This is a genomic window from Pseudomonas sp. Pseusp9, assembly GCF_059491265.1.
The window spans coordinates 2,900,129-2,921,602 of sequence record NZ_CP168500.1 but is presented as its reverse complement, the minus strand read 5'-3'; the positions used below and the strand labels follow the sequence as shown (position 1 = coordinate 2,921,602).

The following is a 21,474-nucleotide window of genomic DNA, read 5'->3' as shown; positions in this document are numbered from 1 at the left end:
GAACTAATGCATACCTTCTCAGGCGTTTTTCCTGATCTCAGTCAATAGCCACGGCCAGAGGCGGTGAACAAAAACTACAGAACTTGCCGCTCTTTCTTTTTCCCCTCTGCCGGTTAGTCACACCGTCGGACGGAAACAGGAAGCTCTATGATTACCGCAGTCGGAGTTATTCACCATGCATGAGCGAGCCCTTGAGATACTTGTTAGAAGCTGTTTGGAGGATATTTTCGGAACTGGCTGGGGTCTGCTTGCTCAACAACTTTCGCTGCCCTCTGGACGTTTAGATATGCTAATTGCGGATGGTGCTGGAAATCGTCATCTCATCGAACTGAAGAAGGGGCGCGCTAAGCCGGACGCAATCACTCAAGCCATACGCTATTCCAAAGAACTGTCTGCCTTGCTGGATGGCGCCACAGTAATGCCATGGGTTGTTGCTCATGAGATACCCTTCCAGGTCGCGGAGCAAGCCGAAAACGCAGGGGTCAAGACGCTTGCTATCTCATATTCGAAATGTGAGGCACTGATGTTGGCGCGCGGTCTTGGTGAAAAAGATCTTATTGGCGAACGCAGAGCTGCCGGCGTACTACATGGAGGCACTGGAAAGTCAGGCCTATGGGAAGCAATCGACAATGAGGGGGCGTTCAGTGAAATGCCGCACCCCACGGCCTCGCTATTGCGCGGACTCGAAAGAACAATGCATTTCATTGTGCAGTCGGGAAGGATGCAAACCGCTGTTTACTACCGCGGAGTAAAACTTGGTGGTGTAAATCGCAAGCATCGTCACTGCTACATTTCGTCCGGTGTTGTCCTCCGAAGTGATTTTATTGAGTTTCTTTCGTGCCACGGGTTTAGGCGCAAATGCAAGACCCAGGCATCAAGCTCCCATGAGCATATTTGGTGGGACGTGCCGTTGCAGAAATCCATAGAGTTCGGTTTGGCATTGCAGCAGGCCAAGCTTGTCGTTGATCGCTCACTTCGCTTGATGTAAGTCTCTTTCGATTGCCACAGGAGCCTATCCAACTAGCTTCTCAAGATTTTTGAAGTACTGGTGCGGAAAGTGGATGGATTTACTTTTTCTGCCCTGGAACTGCATGGGGGCAGGCATGGCTAGGCTAAAGAAAATAAATACGTCCCGACTTTCGGAGTACTGACCATGTCCAATGGGTACTTATACCTGCTCGTCCACAGTGGCGGCGATGTGTTCAAGGTTGGTATCAGCAAGGTGCCTACCAGCCGTCTCCAAAAGCACACCCGCCAAGACTTCATCGTCGCCGAGGGTACGCTCTACAAGCTGCCAAGTATCGAAGCCGCGCGTCACATCGAGTTGCTAATCCTGCGCTCACTACAAAACGCACGCGGTAAGGGGGCGAGTCGCATCACTGATGGCCATACGGAATGTTTTCGTATTGGCTACCTGCGCCTGGTGAGTAACCTCCTCCACGCCGCGCTGGAGTCGCCGTTGGGTAAGGGCTATGAGGTGTGCGACATCGAGGGCCACAGCAAAGTCCCGACCAGAATGAACGGCTGGAACATTCCGGAGGTGCGGGCAGCACGTCTGGACAGCCCCCAATGCAGGGTCAATGGGGTGATATACAAGAGCTTTCGAAATGCATGGCTCGAGCTATTCGGAGAAGCAACTCCTGGCCGCCAAGCCGCACGGATAAAGTGGAAGAAGGCAGGTCAGCTGGAGATTCGAGGTCTGTTTTTCGAGAGGATTTAAGGACAGAGGAATTGGTCACAGATTTGCTTTCTCGACTCTAAGCCTCCACTCATGCCGACTGGATCTGATAGGCAGCTTCTGGCCGATTGCTGCCTGCCGAGACCGGCGGAAACCGGTCGAGGCTGTGTAAAAACGTTTTAGAACACGTTTGGCAGTCGGGACTGGAACAAAATCGCGCGCCTGCGCAAATTTCTGGTCTGCTGATTACACAGGTACCAGCAGATTCTATGTAGCAACGCAGACTTCAAAACGGCACATGCGTTTTTACACACCTTGGGCCAGAAGGAGACATTCGTTTGCGTCGGGATGCCCCTATCCTGTCGTCAGGCATCAAGCACTGTTGAGATGGTCGCGTATGAACTCGATGAACTGCCGGGTCTTCGCAGGAAGCAGCCGTGTTTCGGTCAGTGTGTAGACCGAGATGCGAGTGCGACTACAACGAAATGTGCCACATCCTCGAAGGCGAGCAGTCAGGCCCGCGCCTCGCCAGGGAGCGCCGGCAGCCCGTACGTCAACGCAAGTTCCAAGGCCGGTTACAAAGGGTATAACTATCAGAACAAAAGGCGGGTCACCCAGAACAGGCCCTCCAGAGGCAGCGCCCGGGCCAGGCGCTCCAGGCCTGATCGGCGCCTGCGGCGCGGAGGGATGTGATGAGTTCCAGAGAATGGCGATGGGTTCGCAAGAGCGTCCTTGGCTGCATCGAGCTGGCCTTGCTGGTCGCTCCACTGTGCGCCAGCGCCATGTTCAAGTGCCAGACCAGGGACGGAGCCATCAGCTACACCAGCCAAGCCATCGCCAGCGCCCGCTGCACTCGCCTCAATGGCACGGCGAACGCCGGTGTCGGTGCCAAGGCAATGGCCCTGCCACGGCTTGTACGGGACGACGACCCGGACGCGGTGCGGATTCGGGTGTGGACCTTCATCCACAAGGGCGTTCGTCAATATGTGAGCCGGCGCCCCGTCGGGATCTCCGCACGGGTCGATGTCCTTGAGCTCTATTACATCAAGGGCTGCTATCTGTGCATGGCGTCGAAGGATTTCAAGGTCGCCTCACTGCGCCTGGACACCCATTCCTATCGGCAGGAGATCGAAGCCGCTGCGGATCATTATGGTGTCGACAGGGCGCTGATTCGCGCAGTGATGCATGCCGAGTCGGCGTTTCACCCCAACGCCATTTCCCAGGCCGGCGCCCAGGGGCTGATGCAGTTGATGCCCGCCACTGCCGAGCGCTTCGCCGTGGACGATCCGTTCGACGCACGACAGAACATTCGTGGCGGCGTGCGTTATCTGGCCTGGCTGCTCAAGCGCTTCAACGGCAATCAGGTGCTGGCGTTGGCAGGTTACAACGCCGGCGAAGCGTCCGTGGTCGAGTACAACGGGGTGCCTCCCTACGCCGAGACGCAATCCTACGTCACCCGCGTGCAGTCTTTGACCGAACGCTATCGCAACCATCGCTAGTACCGCAGGGCGCATAACCCGGAACAGCTGGAAACAAGTGATTTACCCAGGGGGAAATGGGCTTGACGCCTCATCGCGCTACAGATCCAGCTGTAGATTCGCTACTATGTTTGCCCGCCTTCCCTCTCCGCGGATTTCTTCACTACTGGAGCCCGAATGCCTAGTCAAAAGGACTTCTGCGCTGAAAGCGGCGCACCGATGATCCCCGAGCAGCGCCGTGAATTGATGCTGCGACAGTTGCGCAAGCATCAGGTGCTGAGCGTTCATCAATTGATGGAAATGTTCGACTGTTCGCACATGACCATACGCCGCGACATCGCGCTGCTGGAGCAGGAAGGTCGTGCCTACTCGGTAACGGGTGGGGTGCGGATCGCCAGCCAGCTGCACAGCGAGCCCAGCCATCAGTTCAAGGCGGTGGTGGAGTTGCCGCAGAAACAGGCCATGGCCAAACTCGCCGCCCGGCTACTGCATGCCGATATGGCGATTTACCTGGATGCGGGAACCAGCACCCTGGAAATTGTTCCCTACATCAAGGCGCTGTCCGGCATGACCGTGGTGACCAACGATTTCGGCATTGTCCAGGCCCTGATCGAAGCGCCGCATGTCACGGTGATTCATACCGGCGGGCAACTGGATCACTCCAATCAATCGTGCGTGGGCAGCCTGGCGGTCGCCACCTTGCGTCAGGTCGTCACCGATATCGCGTTCATATCGACCAGCTCATGGGATTTGCGGCGCGGACTGACCACGCCTTCGGCGCTGAAGGTGGAGGTCAAGCAAGCTGCAATGCAATCGGCCTCGCAAGTGGTGCTGGTGGCCAGCAGTTCGAAATACGGCACTTTCAGTATGTACAGGATCGCCGGTCTCGAGCAGTTCGACATTATCCTCAGCGATGACGCGTTGGCCCCTGCCGCGGCCGATGGCATCCGCAAGCAGGGGGTCGAACTGTTACTTCCAGCGGACAATAGCGTGGCCTGAAACTGCGGGCTCCCGCTTCCAGCGGAGCCCATGGTCCAGCTTCGTATTACGCTTGACGCGCCTTCCAGTCCCGCAACCATTGCAAGCCGGCAGACGTGTTGCCTCGTGGCCGGTATTCGCACCCTACCCAGCCGTCATAACCCAACTGGTCGATCAGCTCGAACAGATAGGGATAGTTGACTTCTCCCAGGTCCGGCTCGTGCCGGTCAGGCACGCCCGCGATCTGGATATGGCCGATACCGTCGAAGTCCCGACGCAGTTTAGTGGCCAGGTCGCCCTCGACGATCTGGCAGTGGTAGCAGTCGAACTGGACCTTCAGGTTACTGGCGTCCACTTCCTTGCAGATGGCCTGGGCCTGATCCTGCCGATTGAGGAAAAAGCCCGGCATGTCCCGCGTATTGATCGGCTCAAGCAATACCGTGACGCCTGCCTTGGCTGCCTGAGCGGTGGCATAGGCGAGGTTCTCCAGATAAATGCCGTGATGCCGTGCCCGATCATTCTCGGAAGGCAGCAGGCCGGCCATGACATGGATGCGTGAATTGCCCAGCACGCCGGCGTACTCCAGGGCGCGATCAAAACCGCTACGAAATTCACTCTCTCGCCCTGGCAACGACACCGTGCCCCGCTCGCCCGCCGCCCAATCACCGGGCGGCGCATTGAACAATGCCTGCACCAGGCCGTTGTCGCTCAAGCGTTGTTTGAGTTCTTCAGCGCTGTAGTCGTAGGGGAACAGATACTCCACCGCTTCGAAACCATCGGCCGCCGCGGCGGCGAAGCGATCCAGAAACTCATGTTCCGGGTAAAGCATGCTGAGGTTGGCAGCAAAACGAGGCATGGTAGCTCCTGAGATATCGGGTTAGACAAAGGGCCAGATCAGCAGGGTAATACAAAAACCCAAGGTGCCGAGCAACGTGGTCAGCACCGTCCAGGTGCGCAAGCCGTCGGCCACGTTCAGCCCGGACAGCTTGGTGAAGATCCAGTAACCGGCATCATTGATATGGGACATGGCCAAGCCCCCGCCGCCCATGGCCAGGCACAGCAGCGCCATGTGGTTCGGGGTGAGATTGAGCGTTGCAATCAGCGGGCTGATGATGCCGGCAGTGGTCACCAGCGCCACGGTGGTCGAGCCCTGCACCGCGCGTAACAGCATGGTCAGCAGAAAGCCCAGTGCCAGTACTGGCAGACCGGTGGTGCGCAGCATATCGGAGACCACGGCACCGATTCCGGTATCCACCAGCACCTTGCCGAACACGCCGCCGGCACCGGCAATCAGGATCACCATGGCCACACCGGGCAAGGCCGAGCCGATCACGTCGGACACCTGATTGCGGCTCCAGCCCCGACGCGAACCCAGCAGCCAGGCACACAGCAAGGTATCGATCAGCAGCGCCACCAGCGGTGCACCCAGCACCGTCATGACGCCGCGCAGGGTCGATTCCGCAGGCAGCAACGAGGTAGACAGAGTCCCCAGCAGAATCAGGATGATGGGCAGCAGGATCAGACTGACGATCAGGCCAAAACCCGGCGCCGGTGCCGCTGGCAACTTGGAAACAATGCTGCTGGTGGACTCTTCCAGGCCCATGTGCGACACGGCCACGGCCGCTCGCTCAGGGCTCTTGTCGTTGCCATTGGACCAGGCGGCCAGGTCCTCGTTGGTGACATGCGGACCATAGACCTCGGCGCGGATATCATCGGTCATCGGGAACACCCGACGGGTCATGCGTCCGGCCACGCGGTAGCCGACATAGCAAAGGAACGCGGTCATTGGCAGGCCGAACATCAGTACACGGCCAAGGTCCGCGCCCAATTGGCTGGCAGCGGCCACGGCGCCCGGATGCGGCGGCAGGAAGGCGTGGACGGTCAACAAGGCGGCGCACATCGGCAGCGCAAACACCAGCAACGGCTTACGCGCACTGCGGGCAATACCGTAGGCCAGCGGCATGAGGATGATCACCCCCACCTCGAAGAACACCGGCACCCCGACCATGAAGCCGGCAATCGTCAAGGCCAATGGCGTACGCCGATTACCGAAACGGGTTATCAGCGTCTTGGCCAGCGCCTCGGCACCGCCGGAGAGCTCGATGATCCGTCCGATCATCGCACCCAGGGCAATGATGATCGCAATATGGCCCAGGGTCTTGCCCATGCCGCCTTCGATGGTAGCGACCAGATCGGCCGGCTTCACCCCGGCCACCAGCGCCACCAGGATGCTCACCAGCATCAAGGCTACGAAGGGCTGGAACTTGTACTTGAGCACCAGGAACAACAGCAGCGCAATGCCGACCCCTGCGGTCATCATCAAGAGTAAAGGGCTCATTTCAGAAACCCTCCACGCCCGGTGAACGAAACGGTGCCGCCACTGGATCTGAACATGCCGCAATGAAGATGAGTCATGTCGGGTTTTCCTCTTGTTATTGTATTTTTTGGCAAGCCGAGTCCGTCGAGAGTCGCTGTGCGTCTCCCGGGCAGGGCTTGCGGTATCGATCTGTCGAGTTAAGCCAACGCCTTACCAGTGCGCACCAAAAGTCTCTCGCAGCTCGTCCAGCGCCGCCTGATCGAGCGGTTCAGGCTTGGGATTGCTCATCAGCCAGAGTCGTGCGGTTTCCTCGAGTTCTTCCAGGGCGTAGCTGGCCCTGGACACCGAACTCTCCCAGACCACCGGGCCGAGTCGTTCGAGCATCACGCCGCGAACGCTGTTGGCCAGTTGGGCGACCTGTTCGGCAACTTTTGACGAACCCGGTCGCTGGTAGCCAATCAACGGGATATGCCCGACTTTCATGACCTGATACGGCGTCAACGGCGGCAGAATGTCGCCCGCCTGCCAGACACCGGCCAGGGTCAATGCCACCAGATGGGTGGAGTGGGTATGCACCACGCCACCGACGCCCGGGTTGCGGTCGTAGACCTGGCGATGCAGGGCCAGGGTTTTTGAAGGCTTGTCACCGGACACCCATTCACCCGCCAGATTGACCTTGGCGATGGTCGCCGGATCGAGGCGTCCGAGGCAGACGTCAGTCGGGGTGATCAACCAGCCGTCGTCCAGGCGCGCGCTGATATTGCCGGCGCTGCCGACGGTGTAACCGCGCTGGTAAAGACTGCAGCCTACCTCACAGATTTCTTCGCGCAGCGCGTTTTCGCTACTCGCTGCACGGCTCATTGCGCACCCCCGGCCGGGGCAAGCTGGCTCAAGGCTTTGCTGAAGAAATCCCGGCCGCCGAAGTTGCCCGACTTGAGTGCCAGCGCCAAGGGCTCGTCGGTGTTGCTGACGGTCGCCGGCACACCCGGATCGATCTGCGCGCCAATCTGCAGCAGCTGTACGCCCAGCGCCTGAACCACAGCGCCCGAGGTTTCTCCGCCGGCGATCACGAAACGGCGCACGCCGATCTGGCGCAGGCCCCGGGCAATTTCGCCAAAGGCGTTTTCCACCAGACTCCCGGCTTGCTCGATGCCCAGTTGCTGTTGCACCAACTTGACCTCTTCCGGTGAGCTGGTGGCGTAGATCAATACGGTTTGTTCGTTATCGCGAGCAAAGGCCAAGGCTTGCGCCACCACCGGCTCACCGGCAGCCAAGGCCAAAGGGTCAATGCGCAAGGCCGGTCGACCCGCTTCGAGCCAGGCTGCTACCTGTCCGTTGGTGGCGATCGACGCACTGCCGGCCAATACCACTTCCAGACCTGACACCGCCGGGAGTTTCGCGGCATCGAGGTCGCGCAGCTTGCCGGCCCGACGGAAGTTTTCCGGCAAGCCCAAGGCCAGTCCCGAACCGCCCGTCAACAACGGCAAATCGGCGCAGGCGGTACCGAGGGTGTACAGATCGCTGTCCGACAAGGCATCAGCGATGACCATGCCGACACCCTGTGCCCTTAGCTCTGCGATGCGTGCCCGCACCTGCTCAGTGCCACGGGCAATGGTGTCGTAGCGCAACAGACCGACATTCAGGCGGGTCTGCGATTGCAGGACCCGAACCAGATTGGCATCGGTCATCGGCGTCAGCGGGTGATGTTGCATGCCCGACTCGCTGAGCAGCTGATCCTGCACAAACAAGTGGCCGCGAAAGATCGTCCGGCCATTTTCCGGGAACGCCGGGCAGGCCAGGGTAAAGTCGCTACCCAGTGCGGCCAGCAGCGCTTCGCTGACCTGGCCGATATTGCCGGCCGCGGTGGAGTCGAACGTCGAGCAATATTTGAAAAAGATCTGCTCGCACCCTTGTTCGCGCAGCCAGGCCAGCGCGGCGAGTGACTGCTCGACCGCTTCGGCGACCGGCGTGGTACGCGATTTCAGGGCAATGACGATGGCATCGGCATCAAGCCCGGCGGCAATTTCCGCGCTCGGAATACCGATGCTTTGCACGGTGCGCATACCGCCGCGCACCAGCATGTTGGCCAGATCCGTGGCACCGGTGAAGTCGTCGGCGATGCAGCCCAGCAGCGGGCGTGCAGTGGATGTAGTCATGGGGTGTTCCTCGAACGGGCTCAGGCTTCAAACGGACTGGGGCTTGGCAGTCGGCAATTCGATGCCCGGGAAAATCTTGATCACCGCCGAATCGTCCTCACGGCCGAAGCCGGCACTGGACGCCTGCATGAACATCTGGTGAGCGGTGGCCGACAGCGGCAGCGGGAATTTGCTGGCCCGGGCGGTATCCAGCACCAGGCCCAGGTCCTTGACGAAAATATCCACTGCGGACAATGGCGTGTAGTCAGCCTTGAGAATGTGTGGCACGCGGTTTTCGAACATCCATGAATTACCGGCGCTGTGGGTGATCACCTCGTACAACGCATCGGCATCGACCCCTTCACGCAGGCCCAGCGCCATGGCTTCGGCAGAAGCGGCAATATGCACCCCGGCCAGCAGCTGGTTGATGATCTTGACCTTCGAACCCAGGCCATGGACGTCGCCCAGGCGATACACCTTGCCGGCCATTCCAGCCAGGATCGACTCGGCCTTGGCATAGGCGTCAGCCGGGCCCGACGTCATCATGGTCATCTCGCCAGCGGCAGCCTTGGCGGCGCCACCGGAAATCGGTGCATCCAGATAAAGCAAACCCAGCGCGGCCAGGCGCTGGCCCAGGTCCACCGCGTAGGTCGGAGCGACTGTGGCGCAGCCGATCACCAGGCTGCCCGGCCGCAGACGGGCCACGGCCCCGCCCTCACCAAACAATACGGTCTCGGTCTGCTCGGCATTGACCACCACGGTAATGATCACGTCACACTCAGCGGCCATGTGCGACGGTGACGGGCAAGCCACACCGCCCTCCCCGGCGAACTGCTCTGTCACGGCAGTACGTACATCACAGGCATGCACATTGAAACCGCTTCGCAGCAACGAGCGGGCAATGCCCAACCCCATCGCGCCCAGACCGACTACACCGACATTCTTGTTATTCATGGGGTACTCCAGAGGAAAGCAGCGACTGCTTCAACACCTGCAAGGTGCAGACGTTGGCCGCGTTGTAGACAGGGCTTCGGCAGACAGGATCAGCACCGAGCGGGTAAACCCGCTGGGCGGCGCTGTCGTTCAGGACGTGAGTCGGGATCTCGGCGAACATCAAGGCAGTCCTGTTTTTGTCGTGTTATCAGGTTGTCATACCGGTTGGGCAGATAATCCACCAATGAACGGATTATGTGAAGTGTTTTCTGCAAATAACATTTTTTAACATCGCTTGTGTTACGCCGAGCGAAAAGATGCTGCCTCCCGATGGAAGACAACCGAATCACGAACCCGTTGAAAACCTGGATTGGCCAAGGCTGGCGCTGGCTGCTGGCCACCGGTATCGGCGGTTTCTTCCTCGGCAATCTTTGCGACAAGATCGGCCGCCGGAAAACCATGGTGCGTGACTACTCCCATGGCCGCCGTGGTTCGGTGCATGTCCTGGCCAATGGCAGTTTTTCCGCTGCAGCACGCGAAGTGGGCCTATCTCAATCCCGGGTTTCCAGGATTGTGGCCGAGCTTGAAGCCGATCTCGGCACCTGGCGGTGACGGCGGTCTATTCGGGTCGTGGTCGATATTCTGTGCCTGGAGGACGGTGTGATGGTCGAGCACCGGGACGTGATCCAGGACGAGGCAACACGCGAAGGTTGCGCCGGCGGGCACCCCATGTTTGGACATCAGCTCCCCGGCTGACACTGCACACCACCTCGCTCGGCGGTCTCTGATCAACCAGCGCACTGCTGAAATATCACTGCCCGGGATCTTGAACGGGCAACCGATGGGCATTTGAGTGAAAGGAGAAAGGGAGGGCATCCGTTGCCCTCCCTTCTTCTGTTCCGCCCTCTTGCGACAGTACTGACCAGGACCTCAGGTGGCCAGAATGAAGTCCGTCTGATCAATGGCCGCACTGCTGACACCAACAAGACGGATGCTGTCCGTCCCGATCCCCACCACCGTATCCGCCCCATCAGCGGTGATGCTCACGGCAGCAGCGAACGTTGCGCTGGAGATCCCCAACACCGAGACATCGAGCAAGTCCTGTGCTGCGCCCGGATTGGCGCCGAAGTTCAGGATCTTATCGTTGCCGAAACCCAGGCCATCAAACACGAAAGAATCGTTGCCGGCGCCGCCATTCATCAGGTCGTGACCGCCACCGCCGTTCAGGACGTCATTACCCGCCCCCCCCACGAGTATGTTGTCCAGCCCGTTGCCGCTGCCCGCAAAGTTGCCGCTGCCGCCGAAAAACAGATTCTCGACTTCGGCACCCAGGGTGTAGTTCGCGAGCGAGGTCCACACCGTGTCGTTGCCGGCACCGGCGAGTTCGCTCACCACGTCCCCAGGGTCGGTGACTTCGTAGATATCGTTGCCGACACCGCCGTCCATCGCGTCGGCACCGCCGCGGCCAATGAGCACGTCGTTACCTGCGCCACTGATGAGGGCGTCGTTACCCGCACCGCCCACGATAATGTTATCGAGCAGGTTGCCGCTGCCCGCAAAGTTGCCGCTACCGCCGAAAAACAGATTGTCGACGTCGGCACCCAGGGTGTAGCTCGCGAGCGAGGTCCACACCGTGTCGTTGCCGGCACCGGCGAGCTCGCTCACCACATCCCCGAGGTCGGCAACTTCATAGTTATCGTTGCCAACGCCACCGTCCATCGCGTCGGCACCTGCGCCACCGATGACGATATCGTTACCGCCACCGCCGATGAGGACGTCGTTACCCGCACCGCCCGCGATCACGTTGGCCAGCGCGTTGCCGGTGCCCGCGAAGTTGCCGCTGCCGCCGAAAAACAGATTGTCGACGTTGGCACCCAGGGTGTAGCTCGAGAGCGAGGTCCAGACCGTGTCGATGCCGGCATCGGCAAGCTCGTTCACCACGTCCCCGAGGTCGGCAACTTCATAGTTATCGTTGCCAACGCCACCGGCCATCGCGTCGGCACCTGCGCCGCCGATGAGGACGTCGTTGCCCGCACCGCCCACGAGCGTGTTGTCGAGCGCGTTGCCGGTGCCCGTGAAGTTGCCGCTGCCGCCGAAAAACAGATTCTCGACGTCGGCACCCAGGGTGTAGCTCGCGAGCGAGGTCCAGACCGTATCGATGCCGGCACCGGCGAGTTCGATCACCACGTCCCCGGAGTCGGTGACTTCGTAGATATCGTCGCCATCTCCTCCGGCCATGATATCGGCACCCGTACCCCCGATGAGAATGTCATTGCCCGCGTCACCATTGAGGATGTCGTTGCCGCCCAAGCCGTTCAGGATGTCGTTGCCAGCACCTCCACTGGCCAGGTCGTCACCTACCGAGCCGGTCCATATGTCGGCACCGGCGGTACCGACAAACAGATCACCGACCACTGTCGTTGCCGCAGAGGTGACTCGCTCAAGTGTGCCGAGGTCATCGGTATAACTCGCCACGACCCGCAGTTGCTGACCGGACTGCGTCGAGTCGGGCGTGAAGGTCGTGCCCGTCGCACCGGCGATGTCGGTAAAGATCGCCCCGCTCCCCACTTGCCACTGATGGGCAATCACCGAGGTCGTGGTCCCGTTGGCGTCGGTGAACGCATCCGTGGCGGTCAAGCTCGAGCCTGGCGTCGGAGTCGTATCGCTGATCAGCACCGTGCCAACCGGCAGGACATTGACGGTGCCGGTACCGGCCGGTGTGATCGGTGCGGTCGGCGCCGAGAACACCTCCTCCAGCACGCCATTGGCGTCCTTGTAGACCGCCCTGACGCGCAGAGCCAGTCCGGTTGCCACGACGAGTTGCGGAATAGCCGGCACGGCGCCAATGAGGGTTGCCGGTGGTGCGACCCTGAGTTCCGAGCCCACCTCGACGGTCGTACCCTCCGCGCGTGCGACCTCACCGGCGGCAAAGAAGGTGATGTCTTCGAAGACCCCCGAGCCCGGGCGCGCTTCGAACTGCCAGAAGTAACTGATGGGGCTGGTGATCGCGCCGCCAGTCGCGACATTGTTGGCATCAGTGATGTCGGCCGCCGAGACGGTCAGCGTCTGGCCAACGGCTGGCGTGGGATCGTCGATCCTCAGCGAACCGACTGGCTCCGAGTTCAATCCACCGAGCACAACCGACTGATCGGCGAACTGCAACCGCTCGATGTTGCTGAGGGTGTCAATCCCGTCCCTGCCAGCGACACTGTCGGTGACCGTCAAGGTGCCGTTGGCGTTATTGACCACGGTGTAATCCGCAAGATTGCCGGAGAACAGTGCGGTGTCGAAGTCCGGACTGGTCGAGGTCAGGAGCTCACGGACGATCTGGAGCTGGCCGGGGTTATAGGTGCCGTTCAACATCAGCGGGACCAGCGGCGTCATGCTGTCGAAGGTGGCGATTTCCGGGCCGGTGCCGTCGATGTTCTGCCGCACGCTGATGCGTACGTTGAGCCACTTGTCGCCGTCGATGAGGTCATCGCCGCCACGGCCTTCGATGACGTCGCTGCCAGCGCCGCCAAGGACGATGTTGCCCCCGTCGAACTTGTCGTCGGCCGTGCCGGCGATGCCATCCGCCCCGTTGCCGGCGATGCCGACGAAGTCCCGCAGACCGCTGATGAGGTTGAAGTTGGTGAGCACGCTGCCCTTGGCGCCGGCCACTGCGAGCAATGCCGCGGTGGAATCGTCACCACTGAGGAAGTCGGCGTGTGACGACCCCGACAGCCCTTCCACCAGGTCCAGCCGGGCAAGGATCGACGCGGTGGAACCGGGCACCTGCGGTTGGTCGAAGAACCGCAGCCTGGAGTTGAGGCCAATGGTCACGCCAGCCGGGTCGTCCTTGAAGGTTGCCCAGTCATAACCGGAGAAGCCGATGAAACGGTCCGCCTCGCTGGGGCTGCCGATCATGATGTCATCACCGCCCTCCCCGTCGAAGTTGTCCGGTCCGCCATCGCCCATGAACACATCGTTGCCATTGATCGGATCGTTCCCGAATGCGTCGAAGTTGTCGCCGGCAACACCGTCGGCGGACCCGCCCTGGATCCAGTCGTCACCTTCGCCGCCGCGCGCGAACTCGTTCGCCTTGCTGCCGAGGATGAAGTCGTTGCCCAGGCCGCCGCTGGTATCGGCCGCGTCCTCGCCGGTGATGATGAAGTCCTGGCCGGCCTGGCCGAGGATCAGGTTGAGGCCGTTGCCGCCCTGGATGACGTCGTTGCCGTCCTCGCCGTGGATGACGTCGTCGCCGCCGATGTCGGTGATGATGTCGTCACCGGTACCGCCGAAGAGTTGGTCGTTGCCGTAGCCGCCATCGATCCGGTCGTTACCGGCATCGCCATAGACCGTGTCGTCGTCCGAGTCGCCGGCAATGAGGATGTCGTTGCCGGGCGTACCGCCCAACACGACCGTATCGGCACCGGTGTAGTGCAGGTAGTTGGTATCCAGGCCCGGTGTGGCAGGATTGTCGCGGATCACCAGTGGCGTGAGGAAGTCACTGCGTGGTGAGCCAATCGGATGGTTCGACGGGCCAAAAGGATCGGCATTGGCCGGCAGATCGTCCAGGGTGCCGACAATACCGTCGGGACCGGCTATCACACTCGGGTTGTACTGGTTCGCCTGGTTGGTCTCCAGAATGTAGGCCGGCGTCAGGAAAACCCTGCCCGGAAGGTGAGTTGCGTCGGTATTGGCCATGACCAGCGCAGAGAACGTGTTGTTCTCAAGCTCCGCGCCAAAGTCCATCGAGGCGGTGCGCTCCAGATAGTAGAAGCGGTCACCGTCCTGGAGTTTCTCCATCTGGTTCTCGAAGACGAAGTTGAAGGTCGAGCCGAGCATGCCGCCAAACGGCATCTTCTCCTCGGCCAGCCCGCCGACCCAGAAGTCAACGTTATCCAGGCCGGTGATGGTCACATCGTCTGCCGTGTGCAAGACACCGTCCGCACCAGCGGTGCTGGTCCAGGCGCCGGTGCTGTTGAGGAAGTCGACACGGTCAGCCGGTGCGGTCGCACCGCCCAACACCAGGTCCGCAGCCGCGGCGCGCTTGTCCGCCAGCGTGGTGGCAGCGGTGATGGTCGAGTGCGTGCCGTAGGCGGCGATGAAGTTGATCAACGATTCCGGGTGCTTCATGTGCTGCACGAAATCGGCCCAGCTCGTGTAGGGCTTGAGCTCGGCGTCGCCGGTAGGCCCATAGAACTCCCGCCGCGCCGCGTTCAGGGACGGAATGCCGGTATCGCGGCCGCGCGCCAGGTTGATGGCGGGCAGATCGAGCGGCAGGCCCAACAGGTTATTGCGCAGGGCTTCGGTGACGAACTCATCGATCTCGTTGCCCACCTGGCGGGTCACGCCGCGCACGATGGCGCCGGCGGCCTGTTCCGGAGTGGGACCGCTGCCCGCGAACTCCAGTGGGTTGAGGAAGGCCTGAATCAGCCCGATATCGCTCGAGGCGAAGTTCGGATCCAGCCGGTCGACCTGCTCCAGCAGCATCGAGTGCCCGAAGCGATAGACAGTGTGCGCGAACTCGGCAACGATGCTTGGATCGATCGCCGTGTCGTACACCTGCCCCGGGGCGAAGAACGGATCGACCATCGGTTGGATAGTACGCGCGAACTCCTCGAACACCAGGTGCTGGTACTGCATCTCGGTGCCGAATTTCGCGGTCTGGAACAGGCGCTCGCCGTTCCAGTCGAGGGTCGAGGTATCGGCGGGAACGGCAGTGACAGGCGTCAGCAGCCACTCGTTGAGGAACGATACATCGCCGCTTGCCGCTGTCGCCAGGACCACCGCCTTGGTGTGATCGACCAAGCGGTTGTGCTCATGGTGGAAGATGGAATGGACGGTGGTCAGACCGATGTTTTCGTTGACCCGGCCATCACCGGCAATGTAGTGCGCATCCAGCAGTTCGTTGTCGTAGAAGCCAGGCGCTGGCGTGCCACCCACGACATTGTCCGCATCGGGCAGCAGTGCTGCGCCGGTCTGGTCGTCCACCGGAACGGCGGTGTGGGCGATGTCGTTGAGGAAGGCATGGCCGGTGCGCACGGCATCGACCAGGCTGATGGGCGCCGCAGGATTGCCTTCAACGAGCACGTCGTCGGCCGTACCGGCAATGCCGTCCGGTCCCTTCATCACCACTTGTGGAAAACCGTTCGGACCCTTGATGAAATTGCCGTAGGCGTCGGTCGCCAGCAAAGGCACGTTGTCGAAATCGGCATCCGTGAGATTGATGCCGAGCAGATCATGGGCTTGCGCCTTGACCACCTTCCAGGTGGCCATGCCGCCGATCCCGACGTCATCGGCCGTACCGAACACGCCATCGGCGCCCAGATCACGATTTTCGATCAACTTGCCGGTGGCCACCGGATCGCCAGCCGCGTTGAGCTCATAGGCACGCAGGAACACCTGGTGCGAAGGGTGCGAGCTGTAGGTCTGGTTCTGGTCGACAAACGGCGAGGTGGTGTTGGTGTTCTCGTGGATGTCGTCGGCCGTGCCCAGAACGCCATCGGGGCCAGGTTGATTGGTGGCGCGCGTCAGCACCATGAAATTGGTCGGGCTACCGGGCACGAACAGCGGATCATCCGGCTGCAGCGGAATGAACACAGTGCCCGAGCCGCCCTTGGTGACCAGGTCCAGGCCATGGTCGAAGAACTGGCCGAAGAAGGTCATCCATTGGTTGAAGGGCGCAGTCAGGCCCGCGTCGGGGCTGATGTTCGGATCAAAGAAGGTCTGGAACGTCGTGCCGTCGGTACGGGTTCCCGTAACCACCTGCGCACCAGCCTTGAGGACATCGTCAGCCGTGCCGAGGATGCCATCCGCACCGGGATCGAAGGTGGCCGCGACCGCCGCCGGGTTGTTCGCGGTCTGATCGACGATCAGGTTACTGATGGTGCGCGGCTGCGAGTCGATCACCAGGCCGCTGGTCTGGGTGTAGCTCGTGCCGGCGTCGGCCGGGCGGAAGTTCGGCGTGGTCAGGCGCGGGAATACATTATCGGCGGCCCCGAACTCGGGATGGAGCAGGTTGTTTTCCGTCCCTTCGACCGTGCGTAAACCGAACGGCATCCGTACGTTGTCGAGCAGCGAGTTGAGGTTCTCACCGGCCGCGTTGTGTTCCGCAATCTTGATCTGGTCAAGGATGAACGCCAGGTCCGATTGCGTGTAACGCACACCGTTGCTGGGGGCCGTGGTCTGCGGATCGATCAGCGAAGGCGCCACTACCGGGCCCGGGGCCGCAGCCACTACTGCCGTCGTCGGTGCCGAGAATACCTGCTCGGTCACCCCATGATCGTCGGCATAGAAGGCTTTGACGCGGATTGCCAGGCCGGCAAGATCCGGTGTCACCGTGAAAGTGGACTGGTCGGCTCTGGTAAATCCGATACCGATGCGGCCTGGGCCGAGGATGATGTCCTCGAAGACGCCCGAACCCGGGGTCGCTTCAAACTGCCAGATGTAGCTGATGGAATTGTGGATCGCCCCACCCGCGTTGTCGCCATCGGTGATGCCTGCCGCCGACGCGGTCAGCGTCTGGCCAACGGTTGGTGCGGTGTTGCTCACCGTCAGCGCACCCACAGGCCCGGCGTTGACCCCCTGCACGAGGACCACTGCCTGATCGGAGAACTGCAGCCGCTCGATGTGGGTGAGACGGTCGGTTTCTTCCTTGCCGACATTGTCGGTCACGGTGACGATGTCGGTGCCGACGATATTGAGGGGAACGGCGGGATCAACGACGATGCCGTTGACTGCGATCGTGTAGTTCGCCAGAGGGCCCAGGAAGTTGACGGTGTCGAACGCAGCCCCGCCTGTGGATGTACCGGGCAGGATCTCACGCACGGCGACGAGCTGGCCGGGATTGAAGGTGCCATTGAGCATCTGCGGGATCATCTGCGTCATGCTGTCGAAGCTGGCGATTTCCGGCCCGGTGCCATCGATGTTCTGCCGCACGCTGATGCGCACGTTGAGCCAACTGTCGCCGTCGATGAGGTCACTGCCGCCACGGCCTTCGATGATGTCGCTGCCATCGCCGCCGAGGATGATGTTACCCGCGCCGAACTGGTCGTCGGCCGTCCCGCCGATACCGTCGGCACCGAAACCGGCGCTGCCGACGAAGGTCCGCAGGCCACTGACGAGATCGAAGTTGGTGAGGATGCTGCCCCTGGCCGTGATGTTGGCGATGATGGCCGCGTTCTGTTCATCGCCGCGCAGGAAGTCGGCGAATGCCGACCCCGACAGGCCTTCCACTTCCGCGAACCGGTCATAGACCGCATCGGGCGATTGCGCGAATGCACCCACGATATTGCCCGTTGCATCGGGCACCGGGTGATAGGGGCTGAAGAAAGGAACGACCATGTCGACGGTCACGCCGTACTTGTCATTCTTGTAGGTGGTCCAGTCGAACCCGGACATGCCGTCCATCTTGTCCTGAGCGTCGCTGGCGACGAAGACGTCATCGCCGCCCTCGCCGATCATTTCATCGAATCCGCCGGTGCCGATGAAGATGTCGTTGCCGGGCACATCGTCGGTCAATGTCGGGCTCATGTTATCGCCGGGTGCACCGTCCTGGGTGCCGCCCTCGATCCAGTCATCGCCTTCGTTGCCGGTGGGCGCCAGGTTGACCTTGGCGCCGAGGATGAAGTCGTCACCCGCGCCGCCGAAGGTCATGGTGATGTCTTCGGTGGTGATGATGAAGTCTTTGCCCGCACCACCGAGCACCAGATTGTTGCCGCCGAGGGTCGAGTTGCCGGCCTGGATGACGTCGTTGCCGTCCTCGCCGCGAATGACGTCGTCACCGCCGATGTCGGTGATGATGTCGTCACCAGTGCCGCCGAAGATGTTGTCGTTGCCGTAGCCGCCGTCGAGCCGGTCGTTGCCGGCGTCGCCATAGACGGTGTCGTCGTCCGAGTCGCCGGCAATGAGGATGTCGTTGCCGGCTGTACCGCCGAGCACGACCGTATCGCCGCCGGTGTAGTGCAGGTAGTTGGTATCCGGGCCCACTGTGTCGGGGTTGTCACGGATCACCAGCGGCGTGAAATGGTCGATCCGTGGTGAGCCGATCGGGTGGTCCGACGGGCCGAAGGGGTCGGCGTTGGCTGGCAGATCGTCGAGCGTGCCGACAATGCCGTCCGGCCCGGCCACCACGCTCTGATTGAACTGGTGCAACGGGTCGGTCTCGAGGATGAAGGCCGGCGTCTGGAATATGTTGGCCGGGAGGTGTGTGGCGTCGCTGTTGAGCATCACCAGGTTGGAGAACGAGTTGTTCTCAAGCTCGGTGCCGAAGTTGAGTCCCGCGGTGCGGGCCAGGTAGTAGAAGCGGTCGCCATTCTGCAGGTTTTCCAACTGGGTTTCGAAGACGAAGTTGAAGGTCGAGCCCAGCAGTCCGCCAAAGGGCATTTTCTCCTCGGCCAGGCCGCCGATCCAGAAGTCGACGGCGTCCAGGCCGGTGGTGGTCACGTCGTCTGCGGTGTTCAGAATACCGTCCGCACCGGCGGTGCTGGCCCAGGCGCCGGTACTGTGCAGGAAGTCCAGGCGATCAGCCGGTGCCGTGGCGCTGCCGAGCACGAGATCCGCAGCCGCGGCGCGCTTTTCCGCCAGCGTCGTAGCGCCGGTGATGGTTGAATGCGTACCGTAGGCGGCGATGAAATTGATCAGCGATTCCGGGTGCTTCATGTGCTGCACGAAATCGGCCCAGCTCGTGTAGGGGGTCAACTGGCTGTCGCCGGTCATGTGGTAGAACTCGCGCCGCGCCGCGTTCAGCGACGGGATGCCGGCGTCGCGGCCGCGCGCCAGGTTGAGGGCGGCCAGGTCCAGTGGCAGACCGACCAGGTTGTTGCGCACCGCGTCGGTCACGAACTCATCGATCTCGTTGCCGACCTGGCGGGTCAGGCCGCGAACGATGGCGCCTGTCGCCTGCTCAGGGGTCGGGCCGCTCGCAGCAAATGCCAGCGGGTTGAGGAAGGCCGCGATCAGGCCGGTCTGCTGATTGCCCGGGTCAGTCGGATTGCCGTCGCCGACGACGTTGAAGTTGGGATCGAAACGATCGACCGTCTCCACCAGCATCGAGTGACCGAAGCGAAAGACCGTGTGCGCGAACTCGGCGACGATCGACGGGTCGATCGTGGTGTCGTTACCCATGGGGGCAAGGAAGACGTCGACTTGCGGCTGGATGGTGCGTGCGAACTCCTCGAACACCAGGTGCTGGTATTGCATCTCGGTACCGAACTTGGCGGCCTGGAACAACCGCTCGCCGTTCCAGTGCAGGGCCGCGATGTCGGCCGGTGTCAGCGGCAACGCTGTCAGTTGGGCGTCAGGCATCAGCCACTTGTTGAGGAAATCGAGGTCGTTGGAGGCCAGCACCGTTTCCTTGGTCTGGTCAACCAGCCGGTTGTGCTCGTGGTGGAAAACGGAGTGAACGGTGGTCAGGCCGATGTTCTCGTTGACGCGGCCATCGCCGGCGATGTAGTGCGCATCCAGCAACTCGTTGTCGTAGGTGCCGGGCGCTTGCACCCCGCCAATGACATTGTCCGCGTCGGGTGTCAGGCCGCCAGTCGGATCGGCGCTGTGCGCAATGTCGATGAGGAACTGGTGGCCGGTGCGCACGGCGTTCGTCAGGTCGACGGGAGCGGCGCGGTTACCCTCGACGAGTATGTCGTCGGCGGTGCCGGCAATGCCATCCGGGCCCATCATCACCACTTGCGGAAGACCGTTGGGCCCCTTGATGAAGTTGCCATAGGCGTCGGTCGCCAGCAGCGGCAGATTGAACACATCGGCATCGGTCAGGTTGATGCCGAGCAGGTCATGGGCCTGGGCCTTGACCACCTTCCAGGTGGCCATGCCACCGATTTCGGTATCGTCGGCCGTGCCGAACACACCGTCGGCACCCAGGTCACGATTGGTGATCAGCTTGCCGGTGGCGACCGGATCGCCGGCGGCGTTGAGCTCATAGGCGCGCAGGAATACCTGGTGCGAGGGGTGCGAGCTGTAGGTCTGGTTCTGGTCGACAAACGGCGAGGTGGTGTTTTGCTGTTCGTGGATGTCGTCGGCCGTGCCGAGGATGCCATCGGGGCCGGGCAGATTGGTGGCCCGCGTCAACACCATGAAGTTGTTCGGGCTACCGGGCACGAACAGTGGATCGTCGGGCTGCAGCGGAATGAACACGGTGCCGCTGCCGCCCTTGGTGACCAGGTCCAGGCCATGGTCGAAGAACTGGCCGAAGAAGGTCATCCAGGCGTTGAAGGGCACGGTCAGGCCCGCGTCTGGCGTGATATTGGGGATCTGGAAGACGGAAACGTCGTCGGCGGTGCCGAACAGGCCATCGAGTCCTGGGCTGGTGACAGTCTGTGAATCCGGATTGAACGCTGCGGCCGCGACCGCCGCCGGGTTGTTGGCGGTCTGGTCGACGATCAGGTTGCTGATGGTGCGCGGCTGCGAGTCAAAGACGAAACCGCTGGTCTGCAGGTAGGAGGTCGGCGTGGTTCCGCCAGGATCGGCCGGACCGAAGAAGCCGGCCGGCTGTACCTGCGCGGTATTGAACACCGGCGGCGTCATGCGCGGGAAGATGTTGTCGGCGGCGCCGAACTGGGGATCGGCCAGGTTATTGTTGATGCCCGAGACGGTGCGCAGGCCGAAAGGTACTTCTACGTTCGGCAGCATGTCTATCAGGCTCGCCCCTGCCGCATGCCGTTCAGCGATGAAAATTTGTTCGAGAATGAACTCGAGATCGGACTTGATGAAGCTGGCCATGGCTGTTTCCTCGATGCTCGACTAATCAGGAAACCACACGCATGAAACACGGCTGAAAGCGCGCGGTTTAGTGTTGAACCCCATATATGAAAATCGAAAATTGAACGACGGGACCTGGTCGTAAGGCGCACGGAGCCCTTGCTGAATGGCGTGCAATCAGCAGTGTTCAACCAAGGGTCAGTTCCCCGTGACAACCGTACCTACAGACTGGTGTTGCGCCTCAAGGAGGCGACGGTC

Annotated in this window: 12 protein-coding genes and 1 pseudogene; 5 read left to right on the top strand and 8 right to left on the bottom strand. The window is 61.6% G+C overall.

Translation table 11 applies throughout. From position 1 onward, the window contains the following. The first annotated feature begins 175 nt into the window (after window positions 1-175). Both ACEN8E_RS13165 and ACEN8E_RS13160 read left to right on the top strand, forming a co-directional pair. A complete protein-coding gene (locus tag ACEN8E_RS13165) occupies window positions 176-988 on the top strand; it encodes an endonuclease NucS domain-containing protein (protein ID WP_495592986.1) in 813 nt (270 codons plus the stop codon). Between the two features lie 165 nt (window positions 989-1,153). Beyond that, a complete protein-coding gene (locus ACEN8E_RS13160) occupies window positions 1,154-1,720 on the top strand; it encodes a GIY-YIG nuclease family protein (RefSeq protein ID WP_495592985.1) in 567 nt (188 codons plus the stop codon). A 330-nt stretch (window positions 1,721-2,050) separates the two neighbouring features. Here the strand turns inward: ACEN8E_RS13160 and ACEN8E_RS13155 are convergent. Beyond that, window positions 2,051-2,143 (bottom strand): annotated as a pseudogene (locus tag ACEN8E_RS13155) (LysR family transcriptional regulator); the annotation flags it as partial. A gap of 227 nt (window positions 2,144-2,370) precedes the next feature. On the opposite strand from ACEN8E_RS13155, the gene ACEN8E_RS13150 reads away from it, so the two are divergent. Continuing rightward, on the top strand, window positions 2,371-3,177 hold the full coding sequence (locus ACEN8E_RS13150; RefSeq protein WP_495592984.1) for a lytic transglycosylase domain-containing protein: 807 nt from the start codon (window positions 2,371-2,373) through the stop codon (window positions 3,175-3,177). A 156-nt stretch (window positions 3,178-3,333) separates the two neighbouring features. Continuing rightward, window positions 3,334-4,155, top strand: a complete 822-nt coding sequence (locus tag ACEN8E_RS13145; protein WP_495592983.1) for a DeoR/GlpR family DNA-binding transcription regulator — start codon at window positions 3,334-3,336, stop codon at window positions 4,153-4,155. 46 nt (window positions 4,156-4,201) lie between these two features. On the opposite strand, the gene otnI is transcribed toward ACEN8E_RS13145, so the two are convergent. The 6 genes from otnI to ACEN8E_RS13115 all read right to left on the bottom strand — a co-directional run bounded on the left by otnI (window position 4,202) and on the right by ACEN8E_RS13115 (window position 9,700). After that, a complete protein-coding gene (gene otnI / locus ACEN8E_RS13140) occupies window positions 4,202-4,990 on the bottom strand; it encodes a 2-oxo-tetronate isomerase (RefSeq protein ID WP_495592982.1) in 789 nt (262 codons plus the stop codon). Between the two features lie 21 nt (window positions 4,991-5,011). Next, the gene (locus ACEN8E_RS13135; protein WP_495592981.1) at window positions 5,012-6,472 is read right to left on the bottom strand and encodes a GntT/GntP/DsdX family permease; all 1,461 of its coding nucleotides are present in this window, start codon (window positions 6,470-6,472) and stop codon (window positions 5,012-5,014) included. Window positions 6,473-6,661: 189 nt separating this feature from the next. Beyond that, window positions 6,662-7,312 carry a 3-oxo-tetronate 4-phosphate decarboxylase gene (otnC, locus tag ACEN8E_RS13130; protein WP_495592980.1) on the bottom strand — a complete coding sequence of 217 codons (651 nt, stop codon included), beginning with the start codon at window positions 7,310-7,312 and terminating at the stop codon, window positions 6,662-6,664. Then, window positions 7,309-8,607, bottom strand: a complete 1,299-nt coding sequence (gene otnK / locus ACEN8E_RS13125; protein WP_495592979.1) for a 3-oxo-tetronate kinase — start codon at window positions 8,605-8,607, stop codon at window positions 7,309-7,311. The genes otnC and otnK overlap by 4 nt, the downstream gene beginning before the upstream one ends. Window positions 8,608-8,634: 27 nt before the next feature. Next, window positions 8,635-9,540: an L-threonate dehydrogenase gene (gene ltnD / locus ACEN8E_RS13120; RefSeq protein ID WP_495592978.1), complete on the bottom strand. Its 906-nt coding sequence runs from the start codon at window positions 9,538-9,540 to the stop codon at window positions 8,635-8,637. Further along, entirely contained in the window at window positions 9,533-9,700 is a 168-nt protein-coding gene (locus ACEN8E_RS13115) for a hypothetical protein (protein WP_495592977.1), read from the bottom strand. The genes ltnD and ACEN8E_RS13115 overlap by 8 nt, the downstream gene beginning before the upstream one ends. 149 nt (window positions 9,701-9,849) lie before the next feature. On the opposite strand from ACEN8E_RS13115, the gene ACEN8E_RS13110 reads away from it, so the two are divergent. Further along, entirely contained in the window at window positions 9,850-10,131 is a 282-nt protein-coding gene (locus tag ACEN8E_RS13110; protein WP_495592976.1) for a helix-turn-helix domain-containing protein, read from the top strand. Window positions 10,132-10,449: 318 nt separating this feature from the next. On the opposite strand, the gene ACEN8E_RS13105 is transcribed toward ACEN8E_RS13110, so the two are convergent. Continuing rightward, window positions 10,450-21,237 carry a peroxidase family protein gene (locus ACEN8E_RS13105; RefSeq protein ID WP_495592975.1) on the bottom strand — a complete coding sequence of 3,596 codons (10,788 nt, stop codon included), beginning with the start codon at window positions 21,235-21,237 and terminating at the stop codon, window positions 10,450-10,452. Window positions 21,238-21,474 lie beyond the last annotated feature (237 nt).